The 13837-nt window shown below is 63.1% G+C and carries 12 protein-coding genes; 8 read left to right on the top strand and 4 right to left on the bottom strand.

Features of this window, described 5'->3' with window-relative positions:
• The first annotated feature begins 18 nt into the window (after positions 1 to 18).
• The 3 genes from Q0T48_RS07405 (at position 19) to Q0T48_RS07415 (ending at position 4413) form a co-directional block, all read left to right on the top strand.
• Positions 19 to 1209 (top strand): phosphoglycerate kinase, encoded by a 1191-nt coding sequence (locus Q0T48_RS07405; protein ID WP_295954516.1) that lies wholly within the window; start codon positions 19 to 21, stop codon positions 1207 to 1209.
• Positions 1210 to 1354: 145 nt separating this feature from the next.
• Positions 1355 to 3088, top strand: coding sequence for an ABC transporter permease subunit (locus Q0T48_RS07410; RefSeq protein WP_295954518.1), 1734 nt, complete (start codon positions 1355 to 1357; stop codon positions 3086 to 3088).
• A 32-nt stretch (positions 3089 to 3120) separates the two neighbouring features.
• On the top strand, positions 3121 to 4413 hold the full coding sequence (locus Q0T48_RS07415; protein ID WP_295954521.1) for a nitrate/sulfonate/bicarbonate ABC transporter ATP-binding protein: 1293 nt from the start codon (positions 3121 to 3123) through the stop codon (positions 4411 to 4413).
• A 70-nt stretch (positions 4414 to 4483) separates the two neighbouring features.
• Here the strand turns inward: Q0T48_RS07415 and Q0T48_RS07420 are convergent, their stop codons facing one another.
• Both Q0T48_RS07420 and Q0T48_RS07425 read right to left on the bottom strand, forming a co-directional pair.
• Positions 4484 to 5074 carry an OmpW family outer membrane protein gene (locus tag Q0T48_RS07420; RefSeq protein WP_295954523.1) on the bottom strand — a complete coding sequence of 197 codons (591 nt, stop codon included), beginning with the start codon at positions 5072 to 5074 and terminating at the stop codon, positions 4484 to 4486.
• A 139-nt stretch (positions 5075 to 5213) separates the two neighbouring features.
• A complete protein-coding gene (locus tag Q0T48_RS07425; RefSeq protein ID WP_295954526.1) occupies positions 5214 to 6329 on the bottom strand; it encodes a fatty acid desaturase in 1116 nt (371 codons plus the stop codon).
• A 276-nt stretch (positions 6330 to 6605) separates the two neighbouring features.
• Here Q0T48_RS07425 and pyk point away from each other — a divergent pair, with 276 nt between their 5' ends.
• Together pyk and fba are read left to right on the top strand one after the other, a co-directional pair.
• Positions 6606 to 8039 carry a pyruvate kinase gene (gene pyk, locus Q0T48_RS07430; RefSeq protein WP_295954527.1) on the top strand — a complete coding sequence of 478 codons (1434 nt, stop codon included), beginning with the start codon at positions 6606 to 6608 and terminating at the stop codon, positions 8037 to 8039.
• Positions 8040 to 8338: 299 nt separating this feature from the next.
• Entirely contained in the window at positions 8339 to 9403 is a 1065-nt protein-coding gene (gene fba, locus Q0T48_RS07435; RefSeq protein WP_295954529.1) for a class II fructose-bisphosphate aldolase, read from the top strand.
• On the opposite strand, the gene Q0T48_RS07440 is transcribed toward fba, so the two are convergent.
• Positions 9400 to 10287, bottom strand: coding sequence for a DMT family transporter (locus Q0T48_RS07440; protein WP_295954531.1), 888 nt, complete (start codon positions 10285 to 10287; stop codon positions 9400 to 9402). The two genes, fba and Q0T48_RS07440, sit on opposite strands and share 4 nt — an antisense overlap.
• Before the next feature lie 142 nt (positions 10288 to 10429).
• On the opposite strand from Q0T48_RS07440, the gene Q0T48_RS07445 reads away from it, so the two are divergent.
• On the top strand, positions 10430 to 10915 hold the full coding sequence (locus Q0T48_RS07445; RefSeq protein ID WP_295954534.1) for a YidB family protein: 486 nt from the start codon (positions 10430 to 10432) through the stop codon (positions 10913 to 10915).
• 69 nt (positions 10916 to 10984) lie between these two features.
• On the opposite strand, the gene Q0T48_RS07450 is transcribed toward Q0T48_RS07445, so the two are convergent.
• Positions 10985 to 12463, bottom strand: coding sequence for a M20 family metallopeptidase (locus Q0T48_RS07450; RefSeq protein WP_295954536.1), 1479 nt, complete (start codon positions 12461 to 12463; stop codon positions 10985 to 10987).
• Positions 12464 to 12683: 220 nt separating this feature from the next.
• On the opposite strand from Q0T48_RS07450, the gene Q0T48_RS07455 reads away from it, so the two are divergent.
• Entirely contained in the window at positions 12684 to 13109 is a 426-nt protein-coding gene (locus tag Q0T48_RS07455) for an RbsD/FucU domain-containing protein (RefSeq protein WP_295954539.1), read from the top strand.
• Positions 13106 to 13837, top strand: coding sequence for a GntR family transcriptional regulator (locus Q0T48_RS07460; RefSeq protein ID WP_295954541.1), 732 nt, complete (start codon positions 13106 to 13108; stop codon positions 13835 to 13837). Before Q0T48_RS07455 ends, Q0T48_RS07460 begins: the two co-directional genes overlap by 4 nt.

Genomic DNA, 13837 nt, shown 5'->3' on the forward strand with positions numbered 1-13837 from the left:
ACCTACCGAGACACCGCCATGAACGTCATCCGCTTCTCCGATCTGTGCGCCCAGGGTAAAGCCACAGGCCAACGTGTTTTCATCCGCGCGGACCTGAACGTGCCGCAAGACGACAGCGGTGCCATCACCGAAGACACTCGCATCCGTGCCTCGGTGCCGTGCATCCAGATGGCGCTGGACGCTGGCGCGGCGGTGATGGTGACCTCGCACCTGGGCCGCCCCACCGAGGGCGCGTTCAAACCCGAAGACTCGCTGGCCCCGGTGGCCAAGCGCCTGGGCGAGCTGCTGGGCCGTGAAGTACCGCTGGTGGCCAACTGGGTGGATGGCGTCACCGTGGCCCCCGGCCAGATTGTGCTGCTGGAAAACTGCCGCGTGAATGTGGGCGAGAAGAAGAACAGCCCCGAGCTGGCAAAAAAGATGGCCGCGCTGTGCGACATTTTTGTGAACGACGCGTTCGGCACCGCCCACCGCGCCGAAGGCACCACCTACGGCATCGCCGAATACGCCCCGGTCGCCTGCGCAGGCCCTTTGCTGGCGGCCGAGATCGATGCCATCACCAAGGCCCTGGCCCACCCCCAGCGTCCGCTGGTAGCCATCGTGGCGGGCTCCAAGGTCTCCACCAAGCTGACCATCCTGAAAAGCCTGGCCGACAAGGTCGACCAGCTGATCGTCGGTGGCGGCATCGCCAACACCTTCATGCTGGCCGCCGGCCTGAAGATCGGCAAGAGCCTGGCCGAAGCCGACCTGGTGGACCAGGCCAAGGCCGTGATTGAGGCCATGAAGGCCCGCGGCGCGGCCGTGCCCATCCCCACCGATGTGGTGACCGCCAAGTCGTTCTCGGCCGATGCCGTGGCCACCGTCAAGGCCGCCACCGACGTGGCCGACGACGACCTGATCCTGGACATCGGCCCGCAAACCGCCGCCGCCCTGGCGCTGCAACTCAAGTCGGCCGGCACCATCGTCTGGAACGGCCCGGTCGGCGTATTCGAGTTCGACGCGTTCGCCCACGGCACCGAAACCATTGCCCGCGCGATTGCCGAAAGTGCTGCGTTTTCGATAGCGGGTGGCGGAGACACACTGGCCGCTATTGCCAAATACGGCATTGAAAAACAAGTGGGCTACATCTCGACCGGCGGCGGCGCTTTCCTGGAAATCCTGGAAGGCAAAACCCTGCCCGCGTTCGAGATTTTGCAAAAGCGCGCGGCCTGATGGCGCGGGGCGCGCAGGTGCCCCCGTTATTCACACGGTAGACACATAGCGGTGTTCCACTCGCACCCGTAATGTAAAAGTGAGCCGCGCGACAAGCGGTAGTGTTGGCAGGCATGGGGCTCGCCCATGGCAAAAGGGAGTCTTTATGTTTGAGCTGCGCAACCCCCAATCGCGGGGCAGCCGCCTGCTGGGTAAAACACCCAACCGGTGGGACTTTGCCCTGCTGCCGCTGGTGTTGGCGATTCTGTTGGCCATGGCGTTTGCGGCCGCGCAAATGGCCCGCCCGTTTGCCATGGGCGAGACGCTGGATATCTCGCTCTCGCCCGCCTACCTGCCGTACTACCTGTTACGCACCATCCTGCGCATGTTCATTGCGCTGGCCTGTTCGCTGCTGTTCAGCTTTGTGTTTGCGGCCATCGCCGCCAAATACAGGGCGGCCGAGAAGGCCATGATTCCTATCCTGGACGTGCTGCAGTCGGTGCCCATTCTGGGCTTCCAGGCGATTGCGATTGCGCCCTTCATTGCGCTGTTTCCGGGCAGCCTGCTGGGCGTGGAATGCGCGGCCATCTTTGCCATCTTCACCTCGCAGGCCTGGAACATGGCGTTCAGCCTGTACCAGTCGATCCGCAACGTGCCCGACGAGCTGAACGAAGCGGCGCGGGTGTTTCGCCTGTCCGGCTGGCAGCGCTTTTGGCGGCTAGAGCTGCCGTTTGCCATGCCGGGGCTGCTGTGGAACATGATGATGTCGATGTCGGGCGGCTGGTTCTTTCTGGTGGCCGCCGAAGCGATTTCGGTGGCCAACCAGGACATCAAGCTGCCGGGCATCGGCTCCTACATTGCCGTGGCGATTGACGCCAAAGACGGCTGGGCCATTGGCTACGCAATTGCGGCCATGCTGGCGGGCATTTTGTTGTACGACCAGCTGTTCTTTCGACCCCTGCTGGCCTGGGCCGACAAGTTCCGGTTTGAAGAGTCGCAAGGCGACACGGCGCAGCAGTCGTGGCTGCTGGACTGGATGGGCCGCAGCCACTGGATGCGCGGGCTGAGTGCGCATTTTTGGACGCTGATGCGCGGTGCGCTGGGCTGGTTCAGCGTGCGCGGCGATGCGGCCGTGCGCGACACACCGCCCAAGGCAGACAACCCACGGTGGGAACGTGTGTGGGATGCGGTGCTGGTGCTGGCCGCCTTGGCCGCCTTGGCCTGGCTGGTGGTGTTTGTGCACACCGTGGTGGGCTGGGGCGAGGCCGCGCACGTGGCGTTTTTGGGCCTGATCACGCTGACACGGGTGCTGCTGCTGATCGCGCTGGCCTCGCTGGTCTGGGTGCCGGTGGCGGTATGGATCGGCCTGCGGCCTGCGTATTCGCAGCGGGTGCAGGCGGTGGCGCAGTTCTTGGCAGCTTTTCCGGTGAACCTGATGTTTCCGCTGGTGGTCTACCTGCTGGTGACCTGGCGGCTGAACCCCAACATCTGGCTCAGCCCGCTGATGGTGTTCGGCACCCAGTGGTACATCCTGTTCAACGTGGTGGCCGGGGCCGCCACCATCCCGAACGAGCTGCGCCTGGCCGCCGACAACCTGGGCGTAAAGGGCTGGCTGAAGTGGAAGCGGGTGTACCTGCCTGCCGTGTTCCCTAGCTACGTTACCGGGGCCATCACCGCCAGCGGCGGTTCGTGGAACGCCAGCATCGTGGCCGAGTACGTCACCTGGGGCAAAACCACCTTGGTGGCCGACGGCCTGGGCAGCTACATCAAGCAGATGACCGATGCCGGGGACTTCCACCGCATCGGCCTGGGCATTGGCGTGATGTGCATTTTTGTGATGTTGTTGAACCGCTTCTTCTGGCGCAAGCTGTATTTGCTGGCCGAAGACCGTAGCCGCTAGTGTGAAAGTTGATGAGAAGCTTGGGGAACCCTATGAATTTGATCGAACTGCAAGGCGTGGCCAAGTCCTTCCGCGCCGCCGACGGCACCGCCCGCAGCGTGCTGGAGTCGGTGGACTTTCACCTGGCCGATGGCGAAATTGTGGCCCTGCTGGGCAAATCGGGCTCGGGTAAATCCACCCTGCTGCGCATCATGGCCGGGCTGATTCCGGCCGACCACGGCAAGGTGGAGTACCGCCAGCGGCCGATCCACGCCCCAGTGGCGGGCATCGCCATGGTGTTCCAGTCGTTTGCGCTGTTTCCGTGGCTGACGGTGCAGCAAAACGTGGAGCTGGGCCTGGAAGCCCAGGGTGTGCCCGCCGCAGAGCGCGAAAGCCGCGCCGACGCAGTGCTGGAGATGATCGGCCTGGCCGGGTTTGGCGGGGCCTTGCCGCGTGAACTGTCGGGCGGCATGAAGCAGCGGGTGGGCATTGCCCGCGCCCTGGTCACCAACCCCGACATTTTGCTGATGGACGAAGCGTTTTCGGCGCTCGACGTGCTGACCGGCGAAACCCTGCGCAACGACATGCTGGAGCTGTGGGACGGTGACCAGATCCCTACCAAGGGCATCCTGATCGTCTCGCACAACATCGAAGAGGCGGTGATGATGGCCGACCGCATCATCATCCTGGCCAGCGACCCGGGCCGCATCCGCGATGAAATCAGTATCGATCTGCCGCGCCCGCGCGATGCAGACTCGGTGGAAGTGCGGGCACTGATCGACGAGGTCTATGGCCTGATGACCCAGCGCCCCACGCAAGAGGCCACCGCCGGTGCCTCGGCCACCGCGCACCTGGGCTACCGCCTGCCCGAAACCGACATCAGCCGCATCGAGGCGGTGCTGGAGCTGCTGGCCGATCCCCCGTTTGATGGCCACGCCGATCTGCCGCAGCTGGCCGAAGAGTCAGAGCTGGCCGATGAAGAGCTGTTCCCCACCTACGAGGCGCTGGGCCTGATGGGCCTGGCCCAGGTGGACAAGGGCGACATCCACCTGACCGCCCTGGGCCGCCACTATGTGGATGCCGACCAAGCCCGCCGGCAAGAGATTTTTGGCCAGCAGCTGCTCACCCACGTTCCCCTGGCAGCGCACATCCGGCGCAACCTGGAGTCCGAGTCCAGCGGCACCTTGTCGGAGAAGCGCTTTTTGGAGTTGCTGGAAGAGTTCATGGACGCGGTGGAAGCCAAGCGCGTACTGGAAGTGGCCATCGAATGGGGCCGCTACGGCGAGGTCTATGGCTACGATTACCACACCGGCCGGCTCACGCTGCCCGAGGAGTCGGAAACCTGATATTGCTATTAAATAAATAGCTACTAGCGCAGGTATCACCTACGCCAAGTACCAATTTAGTATAAAAATATCAGAACTTCCAGCCCAGGCCCATGCCGAACAGCACCGAGTCCACCTTGAAGGTACCCAGCTTGGCACCGCCAGCCGCCACGTCGGTGCGGATGTAGACCTTCTTCAGGTCGAAGTTCAGCACCAGGTTGTGCGCCAGCGGAATATCCACACCCACCTGCAATGCCGGGCCGAAGCTGTTGCGGTCCACCGTCACACCTGCGGGCAGGTCCACCGCGCTCAGGCGGGTGTAGTTCAGGCCTGCGCCCACGTAGGGCGTAAAACCGGCCTGGGGCGCGTGGTACTGCAGCGTCAGGGTGGGCGGCAGGTGCTTGAAGCTGCCGATGGGGGTGCCGCCCGCACTCAGCGTCTGTTTCTGCGGCACGGTCAGCACCAGCTCGGCGGCGATGTTGGGCGTGAAGAAGTAGCTGATGTCCAGCTCGGGCAGCCACTTGTTGTTGATGGACAGGGCCAGCGATGTGCTGTCGCCATTGGCGCTGCCAAGGTGCACGGCGCGGGTCCGTACCAGCCAGGGGCCAGGGGTGCTGGACTGGGCCAGTGCGGCGGTGGACAACAGGGCGCAGAGGACCGCGGCGATCATTGGTTTTTGCATGCTCTTCTTTCAATCAGCGTTCAATCAGGTTGTGGGAACATCCCACCCCTTGATTACAGAAGAGCGTGCGTCTTCGGACTTTGCGCCGCATCAAACCGGGCGCGCACCCGGTTTGCGGCAGATCAAGAATGCCCCCGGTTCAGGCGTTTTGTGGGCGTGGCATGCTGGTGGCATGGCCCTGGAAGTCGGTCCAGCAGTGACGCGTGAAGTCATACAGCTTGCAGGCGCGCGCGGTGTCAAAGTACCAGCGCCACGAGAAGCGCTGCACCACGATGCGCCCGGGCAGCAACTCCTCCAGCTTGGCCTGCGCGGCCTTGAGCTTGTACAGCGGGATGCTCATGTCCACGTGGTGGGCGGTGTGCTCCATGATGTGGTGCACCAGCGCGCCGATCTGCAGCGGAAAGGTCAGGTGCACCGTGGTGGACACAAAGGGCTGGGCACGCAGCCACACCGCCCGGTCGTCGTGCCACGACACCTTGACGTGCGTGTGGTGGCCGTAGATCACAAAGCCCATCATGTTGAACCAGAAGAACATCGGCACCGCAAAGCCTAGCAACAGCAGCAGCGCTACAGACTGGCCGGTGGCCCAGGCGGCCACGGCCAGCACGGCCATCCACACCAGGGCAAAGGTGCTGACCAAAATGCAATCCCAGGTAAAGATGGCACGGTTGGTATTGCCCATTTGCGACTGGGGCGGGAACATCATCTTTTTGCCCCAGATCTCGACCATGTAGTACAGGCCCGGCCCCCAACCGCTGCGGTAGATGCGCTGCAGCAGCTTGCCCACCGGTGACAGCGCAGCGTATTCGGCTTGCGTCAGCGGGGCCCAGACAAAATCCACCCCCTTGAGGTTGGTAAAGCCGTGGTGCACCACGTTGTGGCCCACGTCCCACAGGCTGTAGGCGGTGAGCGACGGCAAAAACGCGATACGCCCCAGCCATTTGTTCAGGCGACGGTGCGGGGTCAAGCTTTGGTGGCAGCCGTCGTGGCCGATGACAAACAAGCGCCCCACCACAAAGCCGGCCACCAGCCCGCACAGCAACTTGGCCCACACCGATGCCAGCAGCACTGTGCCGCTCAGCAGCGCGCCCAGCACCACGTAATCCAGCGCCAACAGCAGCAGCGCCCGCAACGTGGTGCGCTGCGACAGCGGAATCAGCCAGGAACGGATCACCTTGCGGTGCGGCAGCGGCGCACCGGGGGCCAACGGCGCAGGGATGGGTTCAGAAGCGGGGTTTTCAATCGAAGAAGACATGGCAAAACACGGTAAACGTGAAGTTCGTGTGGGTGAATTGCCTAGCGGGACCGGGGGCCGCGCATGGGTACGCAAATCAGTTGCCGCGATGCTATGCGCGCGGCGCGGCAGCGGTACTGACACAGATCAAAGCATTTGCAGCGCGTGGGACCAATATAACTTTGTACCATGGCCCGATGTCAGCGGTGAAACTAGGGTTTTCATGCTTGTCCTGTAACCTTTTGGTAACTATTTTCGTGTGAAAATGGAAACTAAATTACAACGGAGACTTCTGTCATGCCCCGCCTTGCCACCAAAATTGTTGCCACTCTTGGCCCTGCTTCCAACTCCCCGGAAATTCTGGAACAGCTGATCCGAGCGGGTGTCAACGTGGTGCGGCTGAATTTCAGCCATGGTAAGGCACAAGACCATATCGACCGGGCCATGATGGTGCGCGAAGCCGCCAAACGTGCGGGTGTGGAAGTGGCCATCATGGCCGACCTGCAAGGTCCCAAGATCCGTGTTTCGAAGTTTGCCGAAGGCAAGGTCATGCTGGAGCCGGGCCAGAAATTTGTACTGGATGCCGCCCGCACCGAGCCCGGCGACATCAACGGCGTGGGCCTGGACTACAAAGAACTGCCACGTGAAGTCAAGGCTGGCGATGTGCTGCTGCTGAATGACGGCCTGATCGTCATGACGGTGGACTTTGTGCGCGGCGAACAGGTGCACACCATCGTCAAGCTCGGCGGCGAGCTGTCCAACAACAAGGGCATCAACAAAAAAGGCGGTGGCTTGACCGCCCCGGCGCTGACCTCCAAAGACATGGACGACATCAAGACCGCCATGTCCTTCCAGGCCGACTACGTGGCCGTGAGCTTCCCCAAGAACGCCACCGACATGGAAATGGCCCGCCAGTTGTGCAACGTGGCCGCGGCCGAATACCGCCACAAGCCCGGCATGATCGCTAAGATCGAACGCGCCGAAGCCATCCCCCACCTGCAAGCTATTCTGGATGCCAGCGACGGCATCATGGTGGCGCGCGGTGACCTGGCGGTCGAAGTCGGCAACGCTGCCGTGCCTGCCCTGCAAAAACGCATGATCCGCATGGCCCGCGCCAGCGACAAGGTGGTTATCACCGCCACCCAGATGATGGAGTCCATGATCACCAATCCGGTGCCCACCCGCGCCGAGGTCAGCGACGTGGCCAACGCCGTGTTGGACGGTACCGATGCCGTGATGCTCAGCGCCGAAACCGCCGCTGGCAAATTCCCGCTGGAAACCGTGTTGGAAATGGCCAACATCTGCCGCGAAGCCGAAAAGGCCGACTACGCCGAGTTAGAGGCCGACTTCAAGGGCAAGATCTTCAGCCGCATCGACCAGTCCATCGCCATGGGCGCGCTTTTCACCGCACAGCATCTGGGTGCCAAAGCCATTGTGGCCATGACTGACAGCGGCTCCACTGCCTTGTGGATGAGCCGCCACAGCATCCACGTGCCCATCTACGCCCTCACCCCACGCCTGGCCACCCAGCGCAAGATGGCGTTGTACCGCAACGTGCTGCCGCTGTTGATGGATGCAAGCACCGACCGCGATACCGCGCTGGAACAGGCCGAGCGCCACCTCACCAAGCGCGGCATCGTGCAGCGCGGCGACGTGTACGCCATCACCTGCGGCGAACCCATGGGTGCCCCCGGCGGCACCAATATGCTGAAGATCTGCCAGGTCAGTTGATTTTTCGGGGGCTGCGCACCGCAGCCCCCTGCTTCTGGCGGCCCATGCAATGTGGGCCTGACAGGTGGCCAGCGTCCGGCATCCGCCGGTTTTCTCTGCACTGTGGTGCCCAGAGCACACCCAAACAAATCGTTACAAAGCTGCGCCCGCAGGATGGCCTGCCTTTTGCGTCTACGCCTCCTTGGGCGCAGCGCTAGAATTGGCAGAGTTACCAAGCGGTTACCAAAACGGAGGTCTTGCCTCCGCAATCTGGTTTGGGCCCGCTTTGCCCCGATTTTTTACTCTTTGGAACCACCACCATGGCACTCGTCTCTATGCGCGAACTGCTGGACCATGCCGCCATTAACGGCTATGGCATCCCGTCCTTCAATGTCAACAACCTGGAGCAAGTCCAGGCCGTCATGCAAGCCGCCGACGAGGTGGGCGCTCCGGTCATCCTGCAGGCCAGCGCAGGCGCACGCAAGTACGCGGGCGAGCCCTTCATCAAGCATTTGATCCAGGCCGCGATTGAGACCTGGCCGCACATCCCACTGGTCATGCACCAGGACCACGGCCAAAGCCCCGAAGTCTGCCAGGGCGCGATCAACCTGGGCTTCAGCTCGGTGATGATGGATGGCTCCTTGCAGTCCGATGGCAAAACCATCGCCAGCTTTGACTACAACGTCGAAGTCACGCGCAAAGTGGTCGAGTTGGCGCACCGCGTTGGCGTGACGGTAGAGGGCGAACTCGGCTGCCTGGGCTCGCTAGAAACCATGCAGGGCGACAAGGAAGACGGCCACGGCACCGACGACATCATGACCATGGCGCAGATGCTGACCGACCCCGAGCAGGCTGCCGAATTCGTCCAGCGCACCCAGATCGACGCACTGGCCATCGCCATCGGCACCAGCCACGGCGCGTACAAGTTCACCCGCAAGCCCACCAGCGACATCCTGGCGATCCAGCGCATCAAGGAAATCCACTTGCGCATCCCCAGCACCCACCTGGTGCTGCACGGCAGCTCCAGCGTGCCACAAGAGCTGCTGGCCATCATCCGCGAGCACGGTGGCGACATGAAGGAAACCTACGGCGTACCAATCGAAGAGATCCAGGAAGCCATCAAGCACGGCGTGCGCAAGATCAACATCGACACCGATGTGCGCCTGGCCATGACCGGCGCAATCCGCAAATTCTTCGTCGAAAACCCCGAGAAGTTCGATCCCCGCGACTACCTCAAGCCGGCCCGCGAAGCCGCCAAAAAGCTCTGTAAACAGCGCTTTTTAGAGTTCGGTTGCGAAGGCCAAGCCACTGGTGTCAAGGGCCACACCCTGCAGGTGGTGGCAGGCCACTACGCCGACGGCCTGCTGGCACAGGTGATCCACTAAAGAGGTTTGGGCCTGATCTGCACCAGCACGATGCTGGCCAGGATCAGGCCGCAGCCGGCCAGCCCGGCGGCGTTCAATCGGTCGCCCATCAGCATGGCACCAAACAGGGCGGCAAACAGCGTTTCGCTAAACAAAATAATGGCTGCGTGGCTGGCGTTGGCATGGCGCTGGCCCAGCACCTGCAGCGTATAGCCCAGGCCCACCGACACAAAACCGGTGTAAGCAATGCTGGCGGCAGACTTGACCAGCTTGTCCAACACCCAGGGCTCGGCCACCGCCGCCACCGACAGGCTGGCCACTGCGCACACCGCAAACTGCACCAGCGACAGCACAAACGGCCCGCTGCTATGGCGTGACACCCGGCCCACCAGCAGCACGTGCAAAGCCCAGAACAGGCTGCTGCCCATGATCCACCAATCACCGCGCGCGATCGACAGGCTACCGCCCCCGGCCAGCAGCCAGGTGCCCACCACGCACGCCAATGCTGCAGGCCACACCCGCCATGCCGGCCGGTGCCGCAACAGCGCCCAGGCCAGCAACGGGGTGAGCGGCACGTACAGCGCGGTCAGCACCCCGGCGTTGGTCACGCTGGTCTGGCCAATGCCGATCTGCTGCATCACCACCCCTGCAAAAATCAAAAAACCCAGCCCTGCCACCGGCAGCAAATGGCCCGGCCCGGCGGCTTTTTGGGCCACGCTACGCTGCCGCCATTCCCACCAGGCCAACGGTGCTACGACCAGCGTGCCCAGCGCAAAACGCAGGCCGGTGAACAGAAACGGAGCCACATCCACCGCGCCCCAGGCCTGCGGGACAAAGGCCGAACCCCAAATCAGAGCGGCGAGAAATAGCAAGCCGTTGGCTTGCCAAGGGGAAAGAGTGTGCATGGTGGTGTTCGTCAGAATGTGCGAATTGTCACGCATCTAGTTTGACTTTTAGATAGTAGACAATGTGCCGTCAACCAGCAGGTTGTAGCCAGCGTTGCGGGTGGCTGCAACGTATTTTTTCTCTACTTACCAAGGAAACACCATGGGCTTACTCGACTCGGTTCTCGGCGCGGTTTTGAACAACGGCCAACAACAGGCGCAACCCCAAGGCGGCCTCGGCGGCTTGGGCGGTGGTTTGGGCGGCATCATCGGCATGCTGGCCAGCAACCCACAACTGATCCAGGTGGTGACGGGCATGCTGAGCAACAACGGCGGCCAGGGCGGCCTGGGCGGTTTGGCTGAGAAATTTGGCCAGGCGGGTCTGGGCGATGTGCTGGGTTCCTGGGTCGGCGGCGGCCAAAACCAGCCGATCTCGGGCGACCAACTGGGCAATGTGCTGGGTTCGGACGCACTGGCCGGCATTGCCGCCAAGCTGGGCCTGAACCCCGGTGAAGCCGCAGGCCAGCTGGCCCAGGTGCTGCCAGGCCTGGTAGACCACCTCACCCCCGCAGGCCAAGCTCCCCAAGCCGGTTTGGGCGACAGCAGCGACCTGTTTGGCATGCTGGGTGGGTTACTACAAAAAGCATAGCGTCTAGCGTAGGTAATACTTACACAAAAGCCACTTTTTATCTAAAAAAGTGGCTTTTTTTTGGGCGGCTTAGTTCGCGTCTGCGTGCATCGGGAAGCTGGCAATCACCTGGGCCACCGCGGCGGTGAGCTTCTTGGCGTAGGGCACGTGCAAAAACTCGTTCGGGCCGTGGGCGTTGCTCTTGGGGCCCAACACGCCACACACCATCATCTGCGCCTTGGGGAAGCCCTGGGACAGCATGTTCATCAGCGGAATCGTGCCGCCCTGGCCGATGTAGCCGCAGGGCGCGCCGAACTGGGCCTGCGAGGCGGCGTGCAGCGCGGTTTCAAACCACGGCGCGGTGCTGGGGGCGTTCCAGCCGGTGGCGGCACCGTCGGGCTGGAAGGTCACGCGGGCCTGGTAGGGGGCGTTGTCTTCCAGCAGGGTTTTGAGTTCTTGCACAGCTTGGACTGCGTCCACCAGTGGTGGCAGGCGCAATGACAGCTTGAAAGCGGTATAGGGGCGCAGCACGGCACCGGCGTTTTTCAGCTCCGGCAGGCCCTCGGCCCCGGTGACGCTGAGCGTAGGGGCCCAGGTGCGGTTCAGCAGGGCCTGTACCGGCTCGGTGGTGGTGGGCAGGCACAGGGTGCTGGCGCCGCCGCAGTCGTAATGCGCCCAGGGAAAGCGCTTGTAGATTTCATCGCCCAAAATCGCCGCCGTGGCACGGGCCTGCAACAGACGGTCGGCCGGCACTTCGCAGTGGAAGCTGGCGGGCAGCAGGCGGCCGGTGGCGCTGTCTTCCAGACGGTCCAGCACCTGGCGCATGATGCGAAAGCTCGACGGCACCAGCCCGCTGGCATCGCCAGAGTGCACGCCCTCGGTCAGCACCTCCACCTTCAACACGCCATTGGCCAGGCCGCGCAGGCTGTTGGTCAGCCACAGTTGGTCGTAGTTGCCCGCGCCGGAATCCATGCAGACCACCAGCGCCACCTCACCCAGCTTGTCGCGCATGGCATCCACGTAGGGCAGCAGGTCATAGGACCCGCTTTCTTCGCAGGTTTCGATCAGGCCGACGATGCGTGGGTGCGGCACTTTTTGCGCTTTCAGCGCCTGCACGGCGGTGATGCTGGCGTAGACGGCATAGCCGTCGTCGGCACCGCCCCGGCCATACAGCTTGCCGTCCTCGTATTTGGGGGTCCAGGGGCCGAGGTCGTTGCGCCAGCCGGTAAATTCGGGTTGCTTGTCCAGGTGGCCGTACATCAGCACGGTCTGGCGGCAGTCGGTCTGGCTGGCGGGCACTTCAAAGTACAGCACCGGGGTGCGGCCTTCCAGCCGGATCACTTCCAGCGTCAGACCCTCGACTTTTTGCGCCTCGACCCAGGCCGCCGCGTTGCACATTACCGTGTCAATATAGCCGTGCTCGGACCAGGCCGCGTCATAGGCGGGCGACTTGGCAGGAATGGCGATGTAGTCGCTGAGTTGGCGGACGATGTCGCCGTCCCAGGCCTGGGTGGCATGGGCCAGCACTTGTTGCGGATCGAGTGCGGATGCAGGGACGCGGGCGTTCATGGCGGTTTCCTGAAAAAGGGGGCGGGATGGATGCCCCGCCAAAGTTCCAACAGCTTACGCCGTTCGAATACCTGTATGGCGTGGGCGATCTTTGCCCACCGGCTACCGAGTACCCATTTTAAATAAGCCTAAGCGAGGGACAGCCCTCTTGACGCGGCTTTCATGGCTGTTTAATCTCACTAACATGTCAGTGATTAAAAATTAATAGCCGCTTTTCAAGATGCTCAAAAATATTTCGCCCCTGCTGTCGCCCGACCTGCTCCACGTGCTGGCGTCTATGGGGCATGGCGATGAAATCGTCTTGGCCGATGCCAACTTCCCCGCCGCAACCCATGCCAAACGGCTGGTCCACCTGCCCGGCTTGGATGTGACCCGCGTGCTGGATGCCGTGCTCTCGCTGCTACCACTGGATGAGTTTGTGCCCGATGCGGCCTTCACCATGCAGGTGGTGGGCGATGCCAGTGCGGTACCCGAGGCGGTGCAAGATTTCACCCAGATCTTGCAAAGTCACGGAGAACGCGCCCCGTCTTCGCTGGAGCGGCACGCGTTCTATGCGCGCGCGGCCCAGGCCTTTGCCATCGTGGCCACGGGCGAAACCCGGCTGTACGGCAATATCGTGCTGAAAAAAGGTGTGGTGCGGTCGTGAACACCACGGCCAAGCGCGCTGCCAGGACCACCGCCGCGCCAGCGGCGGCCCCGGCGCGCCGCGAGCCCGCCAGCCAGCGCGCCCGCGCCTACCAGGGCTTTACCCAGCAAATCCTCAGCGGCAACATCCGGCCCGGCCAGTTTGTCTCGCAGCGCGAGCTGATGACGCTGCTGGATATGCCGCTGGGTGCCGTGCGCGAGATGATTCCGCGCCTGGAAGCCGGCGGGCTGGTGAAAACCGTGCCCCAACGCGGCCTGCAAATTGCCCATGTGGACTTGAAGCTGGTGCGCAATGCCTTCCAGGTGCGCAGCCTGATCGAGCGCGAAGCCGTGCGGCATTTCGCCACCAGCGTCAGCGCCGCCGAGCTGGAGACGATCACCGCCAGCCACCAGGACATCCTGCAGCGCGCCAGTGCAGAGCAGCCCGATACCACGCTGCTGGACGATGCGCAGGCAGTGGACTGGGGCCTGCACGACCGCATCGTCGATGCGCTGGGCAATGAAATCATTTCCGAGATCTACCGCGTCAACAGCCTGCGCGTGCGGCTGATCAAGCTGGAGCAAAGCGTCATCACGCCCGCCCGGCTGATCCCCGCCATGCAAGAGCATCTGCGCTTTATCGCCGCGCTGCAGCAGCGCGACGCCACAGCGGCGGTGCAGTTGCTGGAAGCTCACCTGGACAGCGCCCGGAATCGGGTGCTGACCGCCGATCCGATTCCGTCCCCATAA

Source organism: Rhodoferax sp. (assembly GCF_025354435.1).
Classification (GTDB): Bacteria; Pseudomonadota; Gammaproteobacteria; order Burkholderiales; family Burkholderiaceae_C; genus Rhodoferax_B.